This window comes from Tahibacter harae (assembly GCF_024437735.1).
GTDB classification, from domain to species: domain Bacteria; phylum Pseudomonadota; class Gammaproteobacteria; order Xanthomonadales; family Rhodanobacteraceae; genus Tahibacter; species Tahibacter harae.
This window is the reverse complement of sequence record NZ_JANFQO010000002.1, coordinates 10,918-35,226: the sequence shown is the minus strand read 5'-3', so window position 1 is coordinate 35,226 and position 24,309 is coordinate 10,918. Positions and strand designations below refer to the sequence as shown.

Annotated in this window: 5 protein-coding genes; 2 read left to right on the top strand and 3 right to left on the bottom strand. The window is 70.0% G+C overall.

Annotation, left to right across the window (positions count from 1 at the left end; translation table 11 throughout):
- Positions 1-5: 5 nt before the first annotated feature.
- Together NM961_RS02070 and NM961_RS02065 are read right to left on the bottom strand one after the other, a co-directional pair.
- On the bottom strand, positions 6-1,208 hold the full coding sequence (locus NM961_RS02070; protein WP_255910701.1) for a glycosyltransferase: 1,203 nt from the start codon (positions 1,206-1,208) through the stop codon (positions 6-8).
- Positions 1,205-14,911: a non-ribosomal peptide synthetase gene (locus NM961_RS02065; RefSeq protein WP_255910699.1), complete on the bottom strand. Its 13,707-nt coding sequence runs from the start codon at positions 14,909-14,911 to the stop codon at positions 1,205-1,207. The genes NM961_RS02070 and NM961_RS02065 overlap by 4 nt, the downstream gene beginning before the upstream one ends.
- Positions 14,912-15,185: 274 nt before the next feature.
- Between NM961_RS02065 and NM961_RS02060 the strand changes: the two genes are divergently transcribed.
- Together NM961_RS02060 and NM961_RS02055 are read left to right on the top strand one after the other, a co-directional pair.
- A complete protein-coding gene (locus NM961_RS02060; protein ID WP_255910696.1) occupies positions 15,186-16,580 on the top strand; it encodes a PfaD family polyunsaturated fatty acid/polyketide biosynthesis protein in 1,395 nt (464 codons plus the stop codon).
- Entirely contained in the window at positions 16,577-17,530 is a 954-nt protein-coding gene (locus NM961_RS02055; protein WP_255910693.1) for an acyltransferase domain-containing protein, read from the top strand. Before NM961_RS02060 ends, NM961_RS02055 begins: the two co-directional genes overlap by 4 nt.
- A 102-nt stretch (positions 17,531-17,632) precedes the next feature.
- Here NM961_RS02055 and NM961_RS02050 read toward each other — a convergent pair whose 3' ends face one another.
- Positions 17,633-24,304, bottom strand: coding sequence for an SDR family NAD(P)-dependent oxidoreductase (locus NM961_RS02050; RefSeq protein ID WP_255910691.1), 6,672 nt, complete (start codon positions 24,302-24,304; stop codon positions 17,633-17,635).
- Between the last annotated feature and the right edge of the window lie 5 nt (positions 24,305-24,309).

Sequence of the window (24,309 nt, the reverse complement as noted above, 5' to 3'; positions counted from 1 at the left end):
ATACCTCAGCGGCGTTCAGGCATGCGGCCGGCCAGTTCCAGGATCGCTTCGCAGCACTGCTCCACCCCGTCGCCCGGCGCAAAGCGCGCGGCCACGGCGCGGCAGCGTGCGGCGACAGCCGGGTCGTCCAGCGCGCCGCGCAGCACCCCGGCCAGGCTGGCCGCGTTCAGCAGGTGCGGCGCCAGCGCCTTGCCGACGCCGAGGGCCTCGACGCGCACGGCGTTGCTGTACTGGTCGAACGCGCCGGGCACGATGACCTGGGCGATACCGGCGCGCAGGGCCTGGGCACAGGTGCCTATGCCACCGTGGTGGATCAGGCATTCGGAATAAGGCAACAATGCTGCAAGTGGAACATAGTCCAGCTGTAGCACATGCGGCGGCAAGGGATCGGGCAGCAGGTGCCGGTGCGGCGTCAGGAACACGGCGGCGCGGCCCAGTTCGCCGCAGGCCTGCGCCGCCGCGGCGAAGAACTCCGCCACTGCCCGGTTGGCCGTGCCGTAGGTGAACACCAGCGGCGCATCGTGGCGCGCCAGGAAGGCATCGAGCTGGGGCGGCGTGGCTTGCGCCGGGGCCGGATCGAACAGCACGAAATCGCTGAGCCGGCCCTGGTTGGGCAGGTCGACCTGCGGGCTCAGGAACCAGGCCGGGAACAGGCCGACCATGCGCGCCGTGTCCACCATCCAGCCCTTGAACGAGCGGCCCAGCGGCGGCAGGCCGTAGCGGCGGCGGTGACGGTTGATCAGCGGACCGTACATCGCATCGAAGCGCCGGGTGGCTTCGTCGTTGGTCTGGTCCCAGTCGTGCACGCGCGGCTGCAGCAGCAGGGTCACCAGCGGCACGCCGAAGCGTTCCTCGATCAGGCGCAGGCCTATGCCCTGCACCGGCGCGACCAGCAAGGTGTTTCCCGGCTCCACGCGCGCGGCCACGTAGTCGTAGACCGGCGCCACCGTCGGCATCACGCCGTGCTGGAAGAACGCCACCCAGGTGCCGCCGGGCGTGGCCAGGGACTGGGCCATGGGCCCTATCCTGGCGAATTCCTCGCTGCTCAGCACCGGGTGGAAATCCAGCCCGGCCGCGCGCACGCTGGGTTCGTGCCAGTCGCCGGCCAGCACCGTGACCGTGTGGCCGCGTGCAGCCAGGCCGATGGCGCTGGCCAGCAGCGGGTAGAAATCGCCGCCGGAACCCAGCGCCAGGACGAACACCCTCATGCGTGACGGGCCAGCACGGCGGCCTGCGCGCGGATGGTGGCGCAGCCGATCACTTCGGTCAGGTTGAAGCGCAGGTTGAGCCGTTTGCGCATCTGGCTCAGCAACAGCACCTGCAGTACCGAATGCCCGCCTATCTCGAAGAAGTTGTCGGTCACACCGACCCGCTCCAGGCGCAGCACCTCGGCCCAGATCGCCGCGAGTTCCGCTTCCATCGGCGTGGCCGGCGGCTCATAGGACGCCGCCTCGCCCCAGGCCGGCTCGGGCAGCGCGCGCCGGTCCAGCTTGCCGTTCGGCGTCAGCGGCAGGCCGTCGATGACGACGATCGCCGACGGCACCATGTAGTTCGGCAGCTGCGCGGCGAGGTGTTCGGCCACGGCCGCGCGCAGGTTGCGCGCGTTGGTGCGCTCGTCGTCGCGCACGACGTAGGCCACCAGGAACAGCTCGCCGCCGGCGACCTTGGGCAGTGCGACCACGACCGCATCCTTGACCTGGGGTACGCGGCGCGCGTGGGTCTCGATCTCGCCGGTCTCGACGCGGAAGCCGCGGATGTTGGTCTGGCCGTCCTTGCGTCCCAGGCACAGCACCATGCCGCCCGGCAGGCGGCAGCCGATATCGCCGGTACGGTAGCGGCGCAGGCCGCCGCCAAGATCGCTGAGCACATTCGCGGTCAGCGCCGCGTCGTTGCGGTAGCCCATGGACAGGTGATGGCTTTCCAGGAACAGCTCGCCGATCTCGCCCAGTCCGCACGGCGTGCCGGCGGCGTTGAGCACACGCAGTACCGCGTCGGGCGCCGATTCGCCGGCCGGAATCACGCCGTCGTAGCCGCGCAGTTCCGAGGCCTCGAAATAGGTCACTGCGCGCTGCGTCTCGGTGGTGCCGTAGGAGTTGAGGATGCGCATGGCCGGATTGAAGCGCAGCAGTGCCGCGACCGCGTCGCTGTGCAGCTTCTCGCCGGTGAGGAAGGTCACGCGCAGGTGCTCGAACGCGGTCTCGTCCGTGGCGCAGAGGATCTGCGACATGGCCGGCGTCATATGGACGAAGCTGATCGCGTTCTGCTTCAGCCACTGCGCCAGCAGCTGCGGCGCGAACACGTCGGCGTCGGGGATGACCAGGGTCGCGCCGGTGCACAGCGGCCCGAACATGTCGCGCTGGATGGGGTCGTGGCCCAGGCCGGAGAACATGCTGAAGCGGTCCCGCGGCGTGATCTCCAGCCACTGCGGCACCCAGTGCAGGTAGCCGGCCAGGCCGATGTGGATGCCGGCCACGGCCTTGGGAATGCCGGTGGTGCCCGAGGTGAAGGTCAGGCAGGCCGGCTGGTCCGGCGCTATGGGCACGGGCGTGAAATCCGCGGACGCCCGGGTATCGGCGGGCTTGCGCGCCGGCAGCCACAGGCAGGGATAAGAGGCGGCCAGGCGCTGTTCCAGCTGCGGCGAGAAACTGCCCGCATCGCCCGCGAACAGGATCTGCCGCGGCGCGACGATGTCGGCGAGCACGCAGACGCGCTCGACCGGATATTCCGGATTCAGCAGCGAGAAGGCCGCGCCGGTGGCCAGGGTCGCCAGCACGCCGGCGACCATGCAGCCGCGCCGGGCGGCGACGATGCCGACCACGTCGCCCTTGCCGACGCCGGCCCGCTGCAACTGCGCCGCCAGCGCGCGCACGCTGGCGGCGAGTTCGGCATAGCTCCACTGCTGGCCCTGTTCCTCGATCGCAACCGCCGCGGGCGTCTGCGCGGCGCGGGCCAGGAACACCTCGTGCACCGGACCTGGCCAGAAGCGCGCGGCCTGAAGTTCATCCGTGCGCTCGGCCGGACCGCCGGCGCGCAGCGAATAGGCCAGGCAGGGCTGTTCCGCATCCACCGCGATCTGCTCCAGCAGAAACACGTACTGGCGCAGCATCTGCGCCATGCTGTCGCGGGCGAAGGCGCCGCGGGCGTAGTGGCAGGTCAGCTCCACGCCGTCGGCGCTGTCGACCACGTACAGGGTCAGGTCGAACTTGGCCTCGATCTCCGGAGCCTCCTCGATCTGCTGGCGGAAGGACTGCGCCTGCACCTGGGGCGGCGGCAGGCTGAACATGTTGAAGAACACCTGGAACAGCGGCGTGCTGTCCTTGGCCCGCGCCCGCGGCACCAGTTCCAGGATCTTCTCGAACGGATAATCCTGGTGCGACAGCACATCGGCCAGGTTCTGTGTCTGCGCGTCGAGATAGCCGGCGAAGCTGTGTTCCAGGCCGCCGCGGTTGCGCACGGGCAGGTTGTTGAGGAAGTTGCCCAGCAGCCGCTCCGTGCCGCCGACATGACGGCCGTTGACCGGGATACCGATAGTGAGGTCGTCCTGGCCGGACAGGCGCGCCAGCAGCAGGGCGAAGCCGCTGTAGAGCACGTTGAACAGGCTGCCGCGGTGCTGCCGGGCCAGCGCGAGCAGGCGTTCGCGCACGGCGCCGTCGATACGCGCGGTCAGGCGCGTGCCGGCCTCGCCGGCATCGCGGCGCAGGCCGCGCAGCCCGGGCAGCGCGATCTGCTCGGAACAATCCTGCAGGTAGCCGCGCCAGAACGCGGCCTGGCGCTGCGCCTCGGCCCCGGCCAGCCAGCGCTGTTGCCAATGGGAAAAATCCAGATAGGTAAATTCGGGCTTTGCCAGCGCCGGTTCCGTGCCGGCGGCGAAGGCCTCGTAGCTGGCGATCAGCTCGTCGTGGAACAGGCCGAAGGACCAGCCGTCGAAGATGGCGTGGTGAAAATTCAGCTGCAGGCGGAAGTCCTGCTCGTCCAATTGCAGCAGCAATGCCGCGGCCAGCGGCGCCTGGGCCAGGTCGAACGGCGCGGCGGCATGTTGCCGCGCCAGTTGCTGTGCTTCGGCCGCGCGCTGCTCCGGCGCCAGCCTGCGCAGATCGCGCACCTGCAGCGGAAACACGGCCGCTTCTGCCACCTGCAGCTGCGGCTGCGCGCCGTCCAGGCGCAGTCCGGTGCGCAGCGCGTCGTGGCGGCGGACCAGGTGATCCAGCGCGCGCTGCAGCAGCGCCGCGTCGATGCGGCCCTGCCAGCGCAGCGCCGTGGGCATGTTGTGCTCGTCGGTGGCGCCGCGCACCTGCTCCACGTACCAGACGCGGAACTGGCTCAGGGTCAGCGGCGCCGAGGATTGCTGCGGCACATGCACCAGGCCGCCCTCGCCCGCTGCGCCCTGCCCGATCAGGCCGGCCAGCTCGCGCAGGCTGGGATGCTGGAACACGTCGCGCACGCTGAGCGTGGCGCCCAGCTGCGCGGACACGGCGTGGATCAGCCGGATCACCAGCAGCGAATGGCCGCCCAAGGCGAAGAAATTCGCCGCCGCGCTGATCTGTTCGCGGCCGAACAGCTCGCGCCAGATGGCCGCCAGCTGCTCCTCCACCGCGCCGGCCGGAGCCTCGTACGCCGCATCGGCGCTGCTGCCGGCTGGCGCCGGCAGCGCCTGGCGGTCGACCTTGCCGTTGGCCGTCAGCGGCAGTGCGTCGAGGAACAGCACTGTCGGCAGCATGTATTCCGGCAGGCTGTGCGCCAGCGCCGCGCGCAGCGCCGCCGCGTCGGCGGCGGCCGCATCGGCCGGTACCACATAGGCCACGAGCTGGCGCAGGCCCGGCTCGTCTTCGCGCAGCATGACGAAGGCGGCGCTGACGGCCGGCAACGCGGCCAGGGCCGCTTCGATCTCGCCCAGTTCGATGCGGAAGCCGCGGACCTTGACCTGGTCGTCGATGCGGCCGAGGAAATCGATGTTGCCGTCAGCCCGGCGCCGCACCAGATCGCCGCTGCGGTACAGCCGCCGCGGCACACCGTCCAGCGCCACCGGCTGGAAGCGCTCGACCGTCAGCTGCGGTGCACCGACATAGCCCAGGGCCAGGTTGTCGCCGCCGATATACAGCTCCCCGGCGACCCCGGCCGGCTGCACCTGGCGCGCGCGGTTGAGCACGTACAGCGAGCCGTTGCTGATCGGCAGGCCGATCGGCGGCGGGGCCGGCGAATCCGGCCGTACCACGTAGCTGCTGCTGACCACGGCCGCTTCGGTGGGACCGTAGCAATTGACCAGTTCGGCGCGGCAGTTTGCCGGCAGGCAGTAGCGCTGCAGCTTGTCGCCGCCGGTGAACACGTAGCGCAGGTGCGGGCTGGCGAATGCGCCGAGGCCGGCCATGAGTTCGAGCAGGCCGGTCGGCAGGAAGCTGTGGGTCACGCGGTGGCGTTCCAGCAACGTATCGAGCAGGCCCGGCGTCGCGCGTTCCTCGTCGCTGACCGCCACTACGCAGCCGCCGGCCAGCAGACAGGGCCACACCTCCCACAGCGAAGCATCGAAGCCGATGCTGGCCATATGGCTGGCGACACTGTCGCCATCCATGCGGAATGTCTGTTTGTGCCATTGGCAAAGATTGGACAGTGCCGCATGGCTGACGGCGACGCCCTTGGGCTGGCCGGTGGAGCCCGAGGTGTAGATGACGTAGGCCGTGTCGTGCGCACTGCCCTGCCACGGCAGCTCGCCGCCGGCGGCGCTTTCCCCGGCCGGCGGCAGCGGCAGCGAAGCGGCGCCGGCCAGGGCGGCGCGGCCGCGCAGCGCCGGCTGCACCAGCACCACGGCGGCGGCGGAGTCGGCCAGCATGAAGGCCAGGCGCGCGTCCGGGTAGGCCGGATCCAGCGGCAGATAGATCGCGCCGATCTTGAAGATGGCCAATGCGGCGGCGATCAGCTCCGGCGAACGGGCCGCGAGCACGCCGATCACGCTGCCGCGCGCGGCACCGGCCGCGATCAATTCGTGGGCAAGTCCGTTGGCGGCGCGGTCCAGCTGGTCGTAGCTCAGGCAGATCGGGCCCTGGGCCACGGCCGGTGCGTCCGGCGCCAGCGCGCGCTGGCGTGCGAACTGCTGGTGGATCGGCGTGTCGCTGTCGTAGGCGGCGGCAGTGCCGTTCCAGACCGACTCGTGCACGCGCCATTCGTCTGCCGTGAGCAGGCCCAGCGCATGCACGTTGCGTTCGGGCTCGGCCGTCGCGCCGCGCAGCAGCACCTCGAAGTGGCCGGCCAGGCGGGCGATGCTGTCGGCATCGAACAGCGTGGTGCTGTAGACCCAGGCCAGTTCGATGCGGTCCTCCCATTCGACCGCGTCGAGGGTCAGTTCGAACTTGGTGGTATAGGTCTGCGGCGCCAGCGCCTCGGCCACGGTGCCGTCCAGGGCCAGCGCAGCCGCTGCGGCACCGCGCTGCAGCGACAGCGCGATCTGGAACAGGCTGTTGTAGGCCAGGCTGCGCGCCGGCTGCAGGTGTTCGATCAGGTCGTCGAACGGCAGGCGCTGGTGGGCATAGGCTTCGAGCAGGTTGCTGCGGGTCTGCGCCAGCAACTGGTGGAAACTCAGTCCGGCGGAAAGATCGCTGCGCAGTACCAGGGTGTTGACGAAGCAGCCGACGATGCCGGCCAGTTCGCCCTGTTCCCGGTTTGCGACCGGCGTGCCGATGACGATGTCGCTGTCGCCGCTGTGCCGGGCCAGCAGCAGCGCGAACAGCGCATGCAGGCCCATGAACACGGTGGCATTGTGCTGCTGGCACAGACGGCGCAATGCCGCTGTCGCGGCCGGATCCAGCGTAGTGTGCAGGCTGGCGCCGGCCGTGCCCTGCTGCGGCGGCCGCGGCCGGTCCAGCGGCAGGTTGTGCACGCTGGGCAGGCCGGCCAGGCGCCGGGTCCAGTAGCGCAGATCCTGCGCGTGATCCTCGCTGTTGCGCCGGTCGTTTTCCCACGCGGCGTAGTCGGCGTAGGTCAGGTTGTTCGCGGCCAGCGGCGCGCCGACGTAGAGCGCGCTGAGTTCCTGGAACACGATGTCCAGGGCCCAGCCGTCGGCGGCGATGTGATGCAGGGTCAGCCAGAGCAGCTGCTGCTGCGGTCCCAGCCGCAGCAGGCCGGCGCGCAGCAAGGTGTCGCGGCTGAGGTCGAACACCTGCAAGGCGTCGTCCTGCAGATGGCGCGTCGCCTGCGCCTGGCGTGCGTCGTCGGCCAGTGTGCTGAGGTCGTGCTGCTGCAGCGTGACGGCGGCGGCGTCGCGGACCTGCTGGCGCGGGCTGCCGTCGCGCACGGCATAGACCGTGCGCAGGCTGGCATGGCGCTGCACCAGTGCATCCAGCGCCTGCTGCAGGCGCGGCAGGTCCAGTTCGCCGTCGATGCGGAAGCTGGATTGCAGGTTGTAGTGTGCGCTGCCGCCTTCGAGCTGGTCGATGAACCACAAGCGGCGCTGCGCCGAGGACAGCGGCTGCCAGCCGCTGCGGACCTGGGCCGCCACGGCGACGCGGGCCGTGTTCTGGCCCTGTTCGGCCACGCGGCGGGCGAAGTCGCGCAGTACGGGCTGTACGAACAGCGCCTTGAGCGGCATGTCGATGCCGTCCTGCTGGCGCAGGCGTGCAAGCAGGCGCGTGGCTTGCAGCGAATGCCCGCCGAGGGCGAAGAAATTCGCCGTCGCGCTGACCGGTTCGCTACGCTGCAGCACGTCCTGCCACAGGCTGGCGATGCGCTGTTCCCATTCGCCTTCGGGGGCGACGAACTGCACGCTGTCGGCGGCCTCGGCGAGCGGCCTGGGCAGGGCCTTGCGGTCGACCTTGCCGTTGGGCGTCAGCGGCAGCGCATCCAGCAGCAGGAACTGCGCCGGCACCATGTATTCGGGCAGGTGTTCGCGCAGATAGCTCTTGTACTGCGCCACCAGCGCCGCGCTTGCCGCCATGCCTTCGGGCGGCACCACATAGGCGACCAGCTGTTTCTCGCCCTGGGCATCGGGCATGGCCACCAGCACGACATCCTTGACCGCTTCGTGCTGGCGCAGCCGCGCCTCGATCTCGCCCAGTTCGATGCGGAAGCCGCGCAGTTTGATCTGGTGGTCGATGCGGCCGGCGTATTCGAGTTCGCCATCGGCCCGCCACCGGCCCAGGTCGCCGGTGCGATACAGCCGCGCACCGGGTTCGGTGCGGAACGGATCCGGTGTGAAGCGTTCCTCGGTCAGCTCCGGCCGGTTCCAGTAGCCGCGCGCGACACCGGCGCCGCCGACATAGATCTCGCCGACCACGCCGATCGGCACCGGCTGGCGCTGCGCATCGAGCACATAGACCTGGCCGTTGGACAGCGGACGGCCGATCACCGGCTCGCGCGGTTCGTCGCGGCCGATCAGCGCGCCGGTGGAATACGTCGTGTCTTCCGAAGGCCCGTACAGGTTGTACACCGCGCGCACCGGCGTGGTGCGGTAGATCGCCTGCACCAGCGCCCCCGGCAGCGCTTCGCCGGCCAGGTTCACCACCTGCACGCTGGCAGGCACCTGCCCTTCTTCCACCAGCACCTTGATCGCCGAGGGCACGGTGTTGATCAGGGTCAGGTCCCGCGCCCGCGCGATGCCGCCGAAATCCAGCGCGTTGTTGACCACGATGATGCGGCCGCCCCGGCACAGCGGCACGAAGATCTCGAAGATCGACAGGTCGAAGCACACCGAGGTCGCCGCGAGCACACCTGAGAGTTCCTCGGCCGTGAACAGCGAATGCGCCCAGGACACCATCGCCACCGCGTTGCGGTGCTCGATGCACACGCCCTTGGGCACGCCGGTGGAACCCGAGGTGTAGATCAGATAGGCCAGGTTGTGCGGGCCGCCATCGGCCAGGCGCGGCGGATCCGTATTCGCCGACTGCTGCAGCAACGCCGGGGTCTCCGGCGCATCCAGCACCACCGGCTGTACGCCCTCGACACTGACCAGGGCCTGCAGCCTGGATTGCGTCACCGCCCAGCGCGCGCCGCTGTCGCTGAGCATGAAGGCGACACGGTCGGCCGGGTAATCCGGATCCAGCGGCACATAGGTGCCGCCGGCCTTGAGCACGGCCAGCAGCGCGACGATCAGGTCCGCGCTGCGTTCCAGGCACACGCCGACCACGCGCTCGGTCGCCACGCCCAGCCCGCGCAGGTGATGCGCCAGCTGGTTCGCGCGCCGGTTCAGGGTCGCGTAGTCCAGGCGCACTTCATTCCAGTCCAGCGCGATCGCGTCCGGCGTCGCGGCGGCCTGCTGCGCCACCCATTCGTGCAGGCAGCGCTGCGACGGCCAGGGCGCCTCGGTCGCGTTCCAGCCGCGCAGCAAGGTGTCGCGCTCGGCCTCGCCCAGCAGCGGCAGGCGCCAGATCGGTTCGTCCGGCTGCGCGATGACACTGTGCAGCAGGTGGCCGAAATGCTCGGCCAGGCGTTCTATCGTCGCCGCGTCGAACAGCTCCGTCGCGTACAGCCAGTCCAGTGCGAGGCCGTCGGGGGTCGGCGTGGCCTGCAGGGTCAGTTCGTACTGCGCCGTGATGGTCGACTGCGGCAGCGCGCCGACCTCGCAGCCGTCCAGCTTCAGCGCCGTGCTCTCGCCGTCCTGCAGCACCAGCAGGATCTGGAACAGCGGGCTCACCGCAAGGCTGCGTTCCGGCTGCAGCAGCTCGACCAGGTGCTCGAACGGCACCTCCTGGTGGCTGAAGGCATCCAGCGCGACGCTGCGGCTGTGGTCGAGCAGCTCGCGGAAGCTGCGCGGCGCGGAAAGGTCGCTGCGCAGCACCAGGGTGTTGATGAAGCAGCCGACCAGGCCGCTGATTTCCTCGCGGCTGCGGTTGGCGACCGGCGTGCCAATGACGATGTCGCGCTCGCCGCTGTGCCGTGCCAGCAGCAGCGAATACAGCGCATGCAGGCCCATGAACAGCGTCGCGCCCTGCTCCTGGCACAGGCGCTGGAAGGCCGCGACCTGTTGCGCGGGCAGCACATGGCTGACATTGCTGCCGGCGACGCCCGGCTGCGGCGGACGCTGCCGGTCCAGCGGCAGCTGGTGCACCGTGGGCAGGCCGGCCAGCTGGCGGCTCCAGTACTGGCGCTGCTTTTCCATCGCCGTGCTGCGCTGGTGTTCGCGCTCCCACACGGCGTAGTCGGCATATTGCAGCGGCAGCTGGGCCAGCGCTGCGGCTTCGTTGCGCACGGCGGCCGAATACAGCGCGCCCAGCTCCTGCATGATCACACTGAGCGAGCTGCCGTCCACGGCGATGTGATGCGCGCCCAGCACCAGCACATGCTGCTGCGGCGCCAGCTGCAGCACGCTCAGGCGCAGCATCAGGTCGCGGTCCAGCGCATACGGCCGCTGCACTTCCTGGCGCAGCAGCAGGTCCAGTTGCTGCGCCTGTTGTGCGGCCGGCACGGCGCGCAGGTCGCGCCGCGCCAGCAGCGCCGTGCGCGCCAGCACTTTCTGGCGCGGCTGGCCGTCTTCGTAAACGAAAACCGTACGCAGGCTTTCATGGCGCTGCACCAGCGCCGCATAAGCCAGCTGCAGCGCCTGCAGATCCAGCGCGCCGTCGATGCGGAAGGCCAGTTGCAGGTTGTATTGCAGGCTGCCGCCGAGCATGCGGTCGACGAACCACAGGCGCAGCTGGGACGAAGACAGCGGCAGCGGCCGGTCGCGCGGCACCGGCTGCAGCGAGGCGCTGTCGTCGCCGGCGCTTGCACCGACGATCTCGCCGAAGGCGCGCAGCACCGGATGGGTGAACAGCGCTTTCAGCGGCACGCTCAGGCCGTGCTGCTGGCGCAGCCGCGCGAGCATGCGCATGGCCAGCAGCGAATGCCCGCCGAGTTCAAAGAAATGATCCAGTGCGCTGACCGGCTGCTCGCGCTGCAGCAGTTCCTGCCACAGCCGGGCCAGGTCCTGCTCGATCCGCGTCGCGGGCGCCACGTAGGCCTGGGCCGCGGGCGCGGCCACCTGCAGCACGCGCTGCGGCGTGCGCGCCGGTGCCTGTGGATCGGGCAGCGAAGGCAGCGACCAGCGATTGGCCTCGGGATCGGCCAGCGCGGCATGGATCAGCGCGGTAAAGTCTGCCGCCAGCCGCGTCATGCGTTCGGCGTCGAACAGCGCTGTCGCATAGATCCATTCCAGGCTCAGGCCGTTTTCGTCCTCGGTGACCTCCAGCAGCAGGTCGAACAGCGAGGTGCGCGCGGCGCTGGCGACGGTCTGGCGAACGACGGCGCCGGGCAGTTCCAGGCTGCTGGCCGTGGTGTTCTGCAGCACCAGCATGATCTGGAACACCGGGTTGTAGGCCAGGCTGCGCGTGGGCTGCAGATGCTCGATCAGCTCGTCGAACGGCAGGTGCTGGTGGTCGTAGGCTTCCAGCGCGGTGTGCCGGCTCTGCGCCAGCATCTGGCGGAAACCCGGCCGCGCGGAAAGATCGCTGCGCAGTACCAGGGTGTTGACGAAGCAGCCGACGATGCCGGCCAGTTCGGCCTGGTCGCGATTGGCGATGGCGGTGCCGACGACGATGTCGGTCTCGTTGCTGTGGCGGCCCAGCAGCAGCGAGAACAGGGCGTGCAGGCCCATGAACAGCGTGGCGCCCTGCTCGCGGCAGTAGCGGCGCAGCGCGGCCGTGGCCGCGGCGTCCAGGGTGGAACGCACGCTGTGGCCCTGGGTGCTCTGCTGCGGCGGCCGCGGCCGGTCGGCAGGCAGGTTGTGCACGGCCGGCACGCCGGCCAGCTGGCGGCGCCAGTAGTCCAGCGAAGCGCGGTGTTCGCCGCTGCCGAGCCAGTCGCGTTCCCATACGGCGAAGTCGGCATAGCTCAGCGGCAATTCCGGCAGGGTCTGCTGCCGGTACAGCGCGCCCAGGTCTTCGTGCATCACGGCCAGCGACCAGCCATCGGTCGCGATATGGTGCACGGTGAACCAGAACAGGTGGCGCTGTGCGTCCAGCCGCAGCACGCTGGCGCGCAGCAAGGTGTCGCGGCTCAGGTCGAACGTGAGCGCCAGGTCGTCGTCCTGCAGCCGGTCGGCGACGCTGGTTTCCTCGCCGCCGAGTTCGGCCAGGTCGTAGACCGCGAGGCTCACGGTGGCAGCGCTGCGTACTTCCTGCACCGGCTGGCCGTCGGACTCGGCATAGACCGTGCGCAGGCTGGCATGGCGCTGCACCAGTGCATCCAGCGCCTGCTGCAGGCGCGGCAGGTCCAGTTCGCCGTCGATGCGGAAGCTGGATTGCAGGTTGTAGTGTGCGCTGCCGCCTTCGAGCTGGTCGATGAACCACAAGCGGCGCTGCGCCGAGGACAGCGGCTGCCAGCCGCTGCGGACCTGGGCCGCCACGGCGACGCGGGCCGTGTTCTGGCCCTGTTCGGCCACACGGCGGGCGAAGTCGCGCAGTACGGGCTGTACGAACAGCGCCTTGAGCGGCATGTCGATGCCGTCCTGCTGGCGCAGGCGCGCAAGCAGGCGCGTGGCTTGCAGCGAATGCCCGCCGAGGGCGAAGAAATTCGCCGTCGCGCTGACCGGTTCGCTACGCTGCAGCACGTCCTGCCACAGGCTGGCGATGCGCTGTTCCCATTCGCCTTCGGGGGCGACGAACTGCACGCTGTCGGCGGCCTCGGCAAGCGGCCTGGGCAGGGCCTTGCGGTCGACCTTGCCGTTGGGCGTCAGCGGCAGCGCATCCAGCAGCAGGAACTGCGCCGGCACCATGTATTCGGGCAGGTGTTCGCGCAGATAGCTCTTGTACTGCGCCACCAGCGCCGCGCTTGCCGCCATGCCTTCGGGCGGCACCACATAGGCGACCAGCTGTTTCTCGCCCTGGGCATCGGGCATGGCGACCAGCACGACGTCCTTGACCGCTTCGTGCTGGCGCAGCCGCGCCTCGATCTCGCCCAGTTCGATGCGGAAGCCGCGCAGTTTGATCTGGTGGTCGATGCGGCCGGCGTATTCGAGTTCGCCATCGGCCCGCCACCGGCCCAGGTCGCCGGTGCGATACAGCCGCGCACCGGGTTCGGTGCGGAACGGATCCGGCGTGAAGCGTTCCTCGGTCAGCTCCGGCCGGTTCCAGTAGCCGCGCGCGACACCGGCGCCGCCGACATAGATCTCGCCGACCACGCCGATCGGCACCGGCTGGCGCTGCGCATCGAGCACATAGACCTGGCCGTTGGACAGCGGACGGCCGATCACCGGCTCGCGCGGTTCGTCGCGGCCGATCAGCGCGCCGGTGGAATACGTCGTGTCTTCCGAAGGGCCGTACAGGTTGTACACCGCGCGCACCGGCGTGGTGCGGTAGATCGCCTGCACCAGCGCCCCCGGCAGCGCTTCGCCGGCCAGGTTCACCACCTGCACGCTGGCAGGCACCTGCCCTTCTTCCACCAGCACCTTGATCGCCGAGGGCACGGTGTTGATCAGGGTCAGGTCCCGCGCCCGCGCGATGCCGCCGAAATCCAGCGCGTTGTTGACCACGATGATGCGGCCGCCCCGGCACAGCGGCACGAAGATCTCGAAGATCGACAGGTCGAAGCACACCGAGGTCGCCGCGAGCACGCCCGAGAGTTCCTCGGCCGTGAACAGCGAATGCGCCCAGGACACCATCGCCACCGCGTTGCGGTGCTCAATACACACGCCCTTGGGCACGCCGGTGGAACCCGAGGTGTAGATCAGATAGGCCAGGTTGTGCGGGCCGCCATCGGCCAGGCGCGGCGGATCCGTATTCGCCGACTGCTGCAGCAACGCCGGGGTCTCCGGCGCATCCAGCACCACCGGCTGTACGCCCTCGACACTGACCAGGGCCTGCAGCCTGGATTGCGTCACCGCCCAGCGCGCGCCGCTGTCGCTGAGCATGAAGGCGACACGGTCGGCCGGGTAATCCGGATCCAGCGGCACATAGGTACCGCCGGCCTTGAGCACGGCCAGCAGCGCGACGATCAGGTCCGCGCTGCGTTCCAGGCACACGCCGACCACGCGCTCGGTCGCCACGCCCAGCCCGCGCAGGTGATGCGCCAGCTGGTTCGCGCGCCGGTTCAGGGTCGCGTAGTCCAGGCGCACTTCATTCCAGTCCAGCGCGATCGCGTCCGGCGTCGCGGCGGCCTGCTGCGCCACCCATTCGTGCAGGCAGCGCTGCGACGGCCAGGGCGCCTCGGTCGCGTTCCAGCCGCGCAGCAAGGTGTCGCGCTCGGCCTCGCCCAGCAGCGGCAGGCGCCAGATCGGCTCGTCCGGCTGCGCGATGACACTGTGCAGCAGGTGGCCGAAATGCTCGGCCAGGCGTTCTATCGTCGCCGCGTCGAACAGCTCCGTCGCGTACAGCCAGTCCAGTGCGAGGCCGTCGGCGCCGAATTCCGCGCGCAGCAGCAGCTCGTAGGCCAGCCCCTGCGGCACGGCCTGGCCGGGACGCAGCAGGAACACCTGCACCACTGGCACGTAGCTCGCATCGTGGCCGGGGTCGAACAGATCGGTCAGCTGTTCGGGTGTCATGCCGCCCTGCAGGCTCGCGTCGAGCAGGCGCTTGCCGTCGGCGGCGAGCAGTTCGCAGAAGCTGCTGCGCGGTCCAACCGCGCTGCGCAGCGCGAGGATAGGCGCATCCGCCGCGGCTGCGGTGCTCTGTGGCAGTCCGATGACAATGTCGTCGCTGCCGCTGTGCCGCGCCAGCAGTACGCCGAACGCGGTGAGCAACCCCATCTGCGCGCTGGCGCCCTGGGCTTCGCACAAACGCAGGAAGCGCGCGGTGAGGTCGGCGGCCAGCTGGCTGCGCACCGCCGCCCGCTCGGAACCGAGGCGGGCCGGCCGCAGCCGGTCCAGCGGCAGCGCATGGATGCGCGGCAGTCCCGCCAGCTGCTGCAGCCAGTAGGCGACGGCGCGCGCGCCGCCGCGCTGGCGCGTAGCCTCGGCCGCTTGCGGCCGCTCGGGCTGATGATCGGGCTGGCTGGTTCCCCGGCTGTCTACATGCATGCGAACAGTTCCCCTGAGCTGGTCGGCGGGCGAGTCTGCAGCATTGCAGACCACCGTGGCGCCGACTGCCTGGGGCCGTTCTGCAGGAGACTGGAATTCTAAACGAACAACTTGTTGCAGAAAGGCAAGCTGCGCAATTAGTTATTTCAATAACTGCGGTCGCGCCGGGTCCGCGGCCGGCCCGGCAGCGGGCCGGCGGCGTGTGGATTCGTCACAGACCATCGCGTAGCATCGGTCCGGTTGCAAGCCCGTCCATTCCCTATTTAGAGATGTCATGACGTCGAACGCGATCCGACTCAGCCCCGCGGTGCTGGGCAGCAAAGGCTTTCGTGAGGTCTACCGGACCAAGTACGCCTACCTCGCCGGGGCCATGTACCGCGGCATCGCCTCCAAGGAGCTGGTCATTCGCATGGGCAAGGCGAACCTGTTCGCCTTCTTCGGCTCCGCCGGCATGTCGCCGGGCGAGGTCGAGCAGCATCTGGTCGCGATCAAGCAGGCGCTCGGCAACAACGAAGCCTTCGGCATGAATCTGCTGACCGACCTTGACCGTCCCCAGGCGGAGATGGACATGGTCAAGCTCTACGTGCGCTACGGCGTGCGTTATGTTGAGGCCGCTGCGTACATGCACATCACGCCGGCCCTGGTGTGGTTCCGCCTGCAGGGCCTGCGCGCCGGCGCCGACGGCCGCCTGGTCAGCGAGCACCGCATCCTGGCCAAGGTGTCGCGGCCGGAAGTCGCCGCGCTGTTCATGGCGCCGGCACCGGAGAAGATCGTCCGCCTGCTGCTGGAAGAAGGGCAGATCACGCCCGAGCAGGCACAGTGGGCCGCGCGCATTCCGGTCGCCACCGAGATCTGCGTCGAGGCCGATTCGGGCGGCCATACCGACTGCGGCATCCCGACGGTGCTGTTCCCCGCGATCAAGCGCCTGCGCGACGACGCGCTGCGCCATTACGGCGACGACGTCACGCTGTACGTGGGCCAGGCCGGCGGCATAGGTTCGCCCGAGGCCGCGGCGGCGGCCTACATCATGGGGGCGGACTTCATCCTGACCGGCTCCATCAACCAGTGTTCGGTCGAGAGCGGCACCAGCGACACGACCAAGAACATGCTGCAGGAAATGAACGTGCAGGACACGGACTACGCGCCGGCCGGCGACATGTTCGAACTGGGCGCCAAGGTGCAGGTGCTCAAGCGCGGCGTGTTCTTTCCCGCCCGCGCCAACAAGCTGTATTCGCTGTACATGCAGTACAACGGCCTGCACGAGATTCCGCCGAACGTGCAGCAGCAGCTGCAGGAACGCTATTTCAAGCGCAGCTTCGAGCAGATCTGGGAAGACAACAAGCTCTATCTCGCCAGCACAGGGCGCCAGCACGAGATCCAGGCGCTGGAAGCCAGCCCCAAGCAGAAGATGGCGCGCATCTTCAAATGGTACTTCGCCCATACCACGCGGCTGGCCTTCTCCGGCGACGACGAGCACCGCGTCGATTTCCAGGTTCACACCGGGCCTTCGCTCGGCGCGTTCAACCAGTGGGTGCGCGGCAGCGAGATCGAATCCTGGCGCAACCGCCATGTCGACGACATCGCCGAGCGCCTGATGACGGCGACGGCGGAACTGCTGTCCCAGTCCTACGCGCGCCTGGCCGCCCTGAGCGAAGGCGCCAGTGCATGAGACAGCGCCGCACGGTGTTCATGTTCTCGGGCCAGGGCTCGCAGTACTACCAGATGGGCAAGGAGCTGTACGACCAGCATCCGGTGTTCCGCGAAGTCTTCGACCGCGGCGATGCCTATGTGCGCGGGCGCGCCGGCTTTTCCGTCGCCGCGCAGATCTACGGCGGTGCGCGCAGCGAGGTCTGCGACGACCTGCGCCTGACCCACCCGGCGCTGGTCATCGTCGAATACGCGCTGTTCCGCACCCTGCTCAGCGAAGGCATACGGCCGGACCTGCTCTGGGGCAGCAGCCTCGGTGAAATCGTCGCCGCCGCCGCGGCCGAGGTCATTGCGCTGGAATCGGTGCTCGACGCGGTGCTGGAACAGGTACGCATCGTGACCGCGACCGTCGCGCCGGGCGGCATGCTGGCCGTGCTGGAAAGCCCCGGCCTGTACGACGAGCTGACCCGCTCGGGCTATCGCCTGACCCTGGCCGGCGTGAATTTCGACCGCCATTTCACCATTGCGGGCGATGCGCAAACGCTGGCCGCGGTGGAGGCGCTGCTGAAGAGCCGCCAGATCACCTGCCAGCGCCTGCCGGTGAAATATGCGTTCCATTCCGCCGCCATCGACGGCATCGAACCGGCCTACCGCAGCTATCTCGGCAGCCTGCCGCTGGCGCCGCCGCGCATTCCGTACCTGTCCGGCATCCTGGGCCGGGAAATCGACGCGATGGACAGCGGCTATTTCTGGAATGTGATTCGCCAGCCCATGCGCTTCGGCGAAACCGTCGCCAGCCTGGAACAGCAGGGGCCCTGGGACTATGTCGACTGCGGCCCTTCGGGCACTTCAGCCACCTTCGTCAAGTACAACCTCGCCGCGGATTCGGCCTCGGCCGTCCATCCCATACTCACGCCGTTCCAGCACGGCGTGCAGAAGCTGGCGCAGCTGAAGCAGAAGCTGCTGGGCTGATCGCGCCGCGGCGGTTCGCTGCGGGCCTGCGCGTGCCGTCCAACGGCGCTGCGGCCCGACTCCCCTGCCCCTTCCGCCGCGCCTTGCCGCGCGGCGGTTCTGTCACTGGCCGGCGGCTTCCTCCGCGGCCAGCGCCAGCCCGGCGATCGCACGCGCCGTCGTGCATAGCTGCAGCTGTTCCGCATCCAGCCGGATCTGCGCATGCGTGGCCAGATGGTGGCCCAGGCGCGGCAGGAATACGGGCAGGATCACGAAGCGCGAAAGGTCCACGTCCAGGTCCAGCTGTTCGCGCGCGATGCCGAGGGCCGAACTGAGCGCGCTGTAGACGATGTCCTCGACGCTCTGCGTGGCGCGGTCGTAGCCGGCGCCGAAATCGCCCTGCACGATGCGTGACTGCGCGTACGCGGTGGCGTCGGTGTGCTGCAGCCAGTGGCGGTCGCGCGCAAACGGATAGTTGGGCAGGCCGACCAGCCGGTAGCGGCGGTGGCCGTGCAGCGCGTTCCAGTCGACCTCGCCGCCGCCGCGCCAGTGGCGTGCGACGGCTTCCAGATCGCCTTCGGCGAAGCGTTCGCGCAGCCATTCCGGTGTCGCGTCCGCGATGGCGGGTTCATCCGCGCCGGACAGCGGCGCGGACGGATCCGCGGCGAACTGCTCCAGCGCCGCGGCCAGTTCCGCGCAGTCGCTGACGACCAGCGCGAGGCGCACTTCCAGCGCCTCGCGGCCGCGCTGCAGCGTCGCGGCCACGTCGGCCAGGTCCAGCTGCGGCCGTGCGCGCAGGTAGTGCGCGATCTGCGCCGCGTGCACGCGCAGGCGCTCGGCGCTGCGCGCGGACAGCGGTACCAGCTGCGGATCTTCTGCCGCGCCCGCCTTCGGCGCGCCGGCATCTGCCGCGACGTATTCCTCGACCAGGGCATGGGCCAGCGAACCGCCGCCGCCGAAGCTGTTGATCGCGGCGCGGCGCGGGAATTCCTGCAGCACGCCGTCGACCGCGATCTGCGGCCGCTGCCAGGGCATCAGCGTGGCCGGCAGGAAGAATGGCGTGCCGTCGAAGCTGACCTTGGGATTGCGCCGCGCCGGCATGAACATCGGTGCGATCTGGCCGTGCTGCAGCTGCAGTATCACCTTGGTCAGCTGGGCGATGCCGGAGGCGGATTCGGTATGGCCCATGTTGGACTTGATCGCGCCGATCGCGCAGTAGGCCTCGTCGCGCGAGAACTCGCGGTGCACGCGGTTCAGCGCACCGGCTTCGATCGCATCCGACAGCGGCGTGCCGTTGGCGCTGGTTTCCACATAGCTGATCGTGCGCGCGTCGATGCCCGTGCGCTGCAGTGCGCGCCGGAACAGCTCGACCTGGGCGCGCGGATCCTGCGTGCCGTAGCCGAACGCACGGCCGCTGTGGTTCTGGCCGGTGTAGCGGATCACGGCGAGGATGTTGTCGCCGTCGTCGACGGCGCGCTGCAGCGGTTTGAGCAGCACCGCGCCCACGCCTTCGGCCGGCAGGTAGCCGTCGCCGTCGGCGAAGCTGCGGCAGTCGCGGTGGCTGCCGAGCATGCGCAATATGCTCAGGCCTATGTATTTCTTCGGATGGATCAGCAGGTTGACGCCGCCGGCCACGGCCAGCTCGCATTCGCCCTGACGCAGTGCGCTGCAAGCCTCGTGAATCGCGATCATCGACGAGGAACACTGCGTATCCACCGCCACGCTGGGGCCGCGGAAATCGAAGAAATTCGATACGCGGTTGCTGATGCCCGAATACGAGGACAAGGCCACGCCGGCGCTGACCACGTAGTCGGTTTCCATCATCTGGTACTGCTGGTACATGGCGCCGATATAGACGCCGACCCGGCCCTCGTGGCGCCGCGCGATCAGCTCGCGCGTGTGGCCGGCGTTCTCCATCAGCTCCCAGACAGTCTGCAGGCACAGGCGGATCTGCGGATCCAGCGCATCGGCCGTGCGCGGCGAAATGTCGAAGAACAGCGCGTCGAACTCGTCGACGCCGTCGATGAAGCTGCCCCAGGCGCAATAGCTCTTGCCCAGCTTGCCGCCGTCGGCGTCGTAGTAGTCGGCGTGGTTCCAGCGTTCGGCCGGCACTTCGGTGACGCTGTCATAGCCTTCGGCGAGGTGCTGCCAGAGTTCATCGACCGTGCGCGAGCCGGCATAGCGCCCGGCCATGCCGATCACGGCGATGCCGTCGCCGCCGCTGGCCGCCGCGACCGCGGGCGCGGCGGCGAGTACGGCCGCCGCGGCCGGCGCCGGCGCGGCTTCCGCCGCGGTATCGAGCAGGCGGGCGAGCGCGCCGGCGCGCGTGGCGAGCAGATGGTCCGCCAGTTCGCCCAGGCTGGGATATTCCAGGAAAATCAAATTGTCCACTTCGCCGACCGCTTCGGACAGCGCGGTCGCCAGCTGCATCGCCACGATCGAATCCAGGCCGTAGCGCTCCAGCGAACGCGCTGCGTCGATGCGCGCCGCCGGCACCTTGAGCACGCGCTCGACCAGCCCGGCGAGAAAACGCAGCACGGCATCGCGCGGCGTGGCCGCGGCGCCGGCCGGCGCGGCGCCGGCAGGCACGGCGAGGACGTCGTCGGCCGCCGCTGGCGCGGCGGCTTCGCCCAGCAACTTGATGACGCCCAGCTGCGGCAGCGCGCCGGTGAGGAACTGCTGCAGCGCTGCGAACGCTTCGTCGGGCTCGATCGAGCCCACGCCGTTGCGCGCCATGCGCTCGCGCTGTGCGGCGGAAGCCGCGACGCCGGTGCTGCCCCAGTAGCCCCAGTTGACCACCTTGACCGGCACGGGGCCGGCCGCGCCGAGCTGGCGCGCGTAGGCGTCCTGGAACGCACAGCCGGCGGCGTAATTGGCCTGCCCGGCTTCATGGAAGATCGCGGCGAGCGAGGAGAAGAACAGCACGAAATCCAGCGAAGCGCTGCCGAACACCTGCATCACGCGCACCGCGGCATCGACCTTGGCCGCGAGCACCGTGGAGAAATCCTCGGCCGTCATCGCGGCCAGGCTGCGGTCGCGCAGCACCACGGCCGAATGCACGATGCCGTTGAGCGCCCGGCCGGGGAACTGCGCCGCCAGGCGTTCCCGCGCCCGCTGCAGCGCGGCCGCGTCGGTGGCGTCGGCGGCCAGATACAGCGGCGCCGGCCCGAGAGCGCCCAGGCGCGCGCAGTCGGCCTGGATCTGCGCATCGGCTTCGCGCCGGCCCAGCCAGACGATCTGCGCGCGGTAGCGGCGGATCATCCACTCGCTCCAGGCCGCGCCGACACCGCCGGCGCCGCCGACGACCAGATACAGACCGCCTTCGCGGTAATCGACACCCGTACCGTCGTGCTGCGCCGGCACGATCTGCCGGCGGAACCAGTGCTCGCCGCGCCGCGCCAGCGCATCGCCGGCTGCATCGAACGGCAGCGCGCGCAGCTCATCCAGCGACCAGCGGGCATCGCTGTCGAGGTCCAGCAGGCGCACGCGCCAGCGCGGGCATTCCTTGGCCAGCGTGCCGGCGAAGCCGTGCAGGGCGGCCTGGGATGCGTCGATCGCGTCATCCGCGCTGACGGCCTGGGTCTGGCTGGTCAGCACGCTCCAGTCCAGCGGCCGGTGCAGATAGCCGGCCTGCAGCAGGGCGCGGGTCAGCGCGAAGCACGCGGCGACGCCGCCCTGCTGGGCGCTGATGAGGTAATCCGCGTCGGCCGCCGCCGGGGCCGCCGGCGCGATCCACAGCACATGGTCTATCGCATCCAGGCCCTGCAGGCGCGCGAGCAGCGCGGCTTCGTCCAGCGCTGCGGGCAGTTGCAGGGCGCTGATGCGCTGGCCGGCACGGCGCCAGCGCTCCAGCTGTGCCTCGCTCGCGCCGATCGCCAGCAGGTGATCGCCGGCGGACGGACTGGGCTCGATGCGCGCAGGCTCCAGCGGCTGCCATTCAAACGCCATCGCATGCAGCTGGCCCGGACCATCGGGAACGGCCGCGCCGGCGACGCGGCAGTTGAGTCCGCGCAAGGTCGCACAGACCCGGCCGGCGTCGTCGCAGAGGTCGATGTCGATACGCCGCACGGCGGCATCGGCGGTGGATTTGCTGCGGATCCAGGCCCATACCGAGGCCGGCAGCGGCGCGTACAGGCGCAGCGCGTCCAGCGCGAACGGCAGCGCCGGGCGCGCCTGCTGCGCCGTGGCCGCATCCGCGCCGGCCAGGCTCAGGCCTATGCAGGCCTGGAAGGCGGCGTCGATCAGCGTGGGCTGCAATACGAAGCCGGCGGCGGCCTCGCGCAGCTGCAGCTGCGCCAGCACGCCGTCGGCGCCGAGCTGCAGCCGCTGCAGCGTGCGGAAGCGCGGCCCGTAGTCGATGCCGATGGCCTCGTAGATGGCATAGTGCATGCCGGCCGGCATTTCGCTGCCGGCATCGGCGGCGCGGCGCAGCGCGGCCAGATCCAGCTGCGGCGCCGCCGCGGCGTGCACGCGCAGCTGCCCGTCGCTGTGCACTTGTCCGGCGGCGGACTGCACCGCAAACCCGATGGCGCCGTCCGCGCTGCGGCGCAGCGTGATCTCCAGGTCCAGCGCCTGCGCCTGGGCCGCGTCGCCGGCGTTGACCGGGCGCAGCCAGCGCACCTGGGCCAGCTCCAGCGGCGCCGCCGCGTCGTTCAGGGCCAGCGCGCCGGCGGCGCGGGCCATTTCCAGCAGTGCCGCGGCCGGCAGCGTGCGTGCGCCGTTGACGCGGTGCTCGGCGAAGAAGAATTCCTCGCCGCTGAAGCTGCCGGCGTAGCGCTGTTGTTCAAAACTGGAGAGGTTCCTTTGTACCAGCGGATGCAGCGCGTCGCCGCCGGCGGCAGCCGGGGTCGCGGCGGCGGCCGGTTCGCCCTGGGGCAGCCAGTAACGGCCCTGCTCGAAGGGATAAGTCGGCAGGCGCAGCCGGCGCCGGCTGCCACGCGCATACAGTGCGCCCCAGTCCACGTCGAAGCCCTTGAGCCAGACCGCCGCGAGCTGGTCCAGGCGGCCGCGCGCGAACCAGTCGCGGGTGCATTCGAGGGCGTGGTCCTCGTCGTCGAACAGCTCGGCGACGACGGCCGGTGCCGCCGCGGTACCGGCGCCGATGCGGGCGTCGCTGCGGTCTTGCAGGTAATTCGCCAGCGCCTGCTGCAGCGCCTCCAGGCTGTCGGCCTGCACGGCAAGGCGGCATTCCATCGCGTCGCGGCCGACCTGCAGCGTATAGGCCAGATCCGCCAGCGTACCGGCGAACGGCGCGCGCAAGTGCTGCAGCAGCGCCTGCGCCTGGATGCGCAGGCGCTCCTCGCTGCGCGCGGACAGCAGCAGCAGCTGCATGCCGGGCACGGCCGCCGCGGCGGCGGGCGCGCGGTATTCCTCGATCACCAGATGCGCGTTGGTGCCGCTGAAGCCGAACGAGCTGATCGTGGCGCGGCGCGGCGTGTCCTGGGCCGGCCATGGCGTCGCGGCGGTGTTGACCCGGAACGGCGAATCGGCGAAATCGAAGTGCTCGTTGGGCCGGCCGAAGTGCAGGGTCGGCACCAGCATGCCGTGGCGCAGGCACAGCAGCACCTTGTGGATGCTGGCCACGCCGGCGGCGGCCGAAGCATGGCCGATATTGCTCTTGACCGAGCCTATCGCACAGAAATTGCGCTGCGGCGTGCGTGCGCGGAACGCGGCGGCCAGCGCTTCGAGTTCGATGGGATCGCCAAGCTTGGTGCCGGTGCCGTGCATTTCGGCGTAGCTGATCGTGGCCGGGTCTATGCCGAAGCGGTCGTAGACGGCCAGCTCCAGTTCGATCTGGGCGCGCTTGCTCGGCGCCGTGATGCCGTTGGTGCGGCCGTCCTGGTTGATGCCGCTGCCGAGTATGACGCCGTCAATGTGGTCGCCGTCGGCGATCGCATCCGCCAGGCGCTTGAGAATCACCGCGCCGGCGCCCTCGCCCGGCACGAAGCCGTCGGCGCTGTTGTCGAAGGTCTTGCAGCGCCCCGCCGGCGACAGCATGCCGGCCGCGCACATGCCGATGTAGGAACCCGCGGTGAGGTACAGGCTGGCGCCGCCGGCCAGGGCCATGTCGATCTCGCCGTTGCGCAGCGCCTGGCAGGCCAGGTGGGTGGCGACCAGCGAGGATGAGCAGGCCGTGTCCACCGCCAGCGCCGGTCCGCGCAGGTTCAGGTGGTAGGCGATCCGCGCCGCGCCTATGGAATGGCTGTTGCCGGTCATATTGCCGGCCATGTTGCCCAGCGTGGCCGAACTCAGCGTCGCCAGCGAGCTGTATTCGGCGGTCATGATGCCGAAGTAGACGCCGCACTTGACGTTGCTCAGCGCCGCGTTGCCGTAGCCGGCGTCCTCGAATGCGTGGAAGGCCTCCTGCATGAACAGGCGGTGCTGCGGGTCCATCATTTCCGCATCGGCCGGCGAGATGCTGAAGAACAGCGGATCGAAGCAGTCGACATCGTCGAGCGCGCCCAGCCATTTGCAGTACACCTTGCCGCGGTGCGGCGGCGTGGGATCGAACAGTTGTTCCGCGTCCCAGCGCCAGGACGGCACCACGTCGATGCAATCGCGCCCGGCCAGCAGGTTGTCCCAGTAGCGGTCCAGGTCGGCCGCCTTGGGATAACGCCCGGAGATGCCGATGATGGCCACCGCGTCGGGGCTGGCCGGCGCAGCCGCTTCCGCGGCGGCCTGCGGCGGCTGCGGCTGCGGTGCCTCGCCGTGCAGGCGCTGGCGCAGCGCGGCCTTGGCGTCGTCGGTGGAAATCCGGCCGGCGCGGACCGCGTTGAGGATGTCTTGTACGCTCATGGCTA

Excerpts from the sequence above, each read along its gene's own strand:
- NM961_RS02050 (WP_255910691.1), bottom strand. The coding sequence starts at position 24,304 with ATGAGCGTACAAGACATCCTCAACGCGGTCCGCGCCGGCCGGATTTCC.
- NM961_RS02070 (WP_255910701.1), bottom strand. The coding sequence starts at position 1,208 with ATGAGGGTGTTCGTCCTGGCGCTGGGTTCCGGCGGCGATTTCTACCCG.
- NM961_RS02060 (WP_255910696.1), top strand. The coding sequence starts at position 15,186 with ATGACGTCGAACGCGATCCGACTCAGCCCCGCGGTGCTGGGCAGCAAA.
- NM961_RS02055 (WP_255910693.1), top strand. The coding sequence starts at position 16,577 with ATGAGACAGCGCCGCACGGTGTTCATGTTCTCGGGCCAGGGCTCGCAG.
- NM961_RS02065 (WP_255910699.1), bottom strand. The coding sequence starts at position 14,911 with ATGCATGTAGACAGCCGGGGAACCAGCCAGCCCGATCATCAGCCCGAG.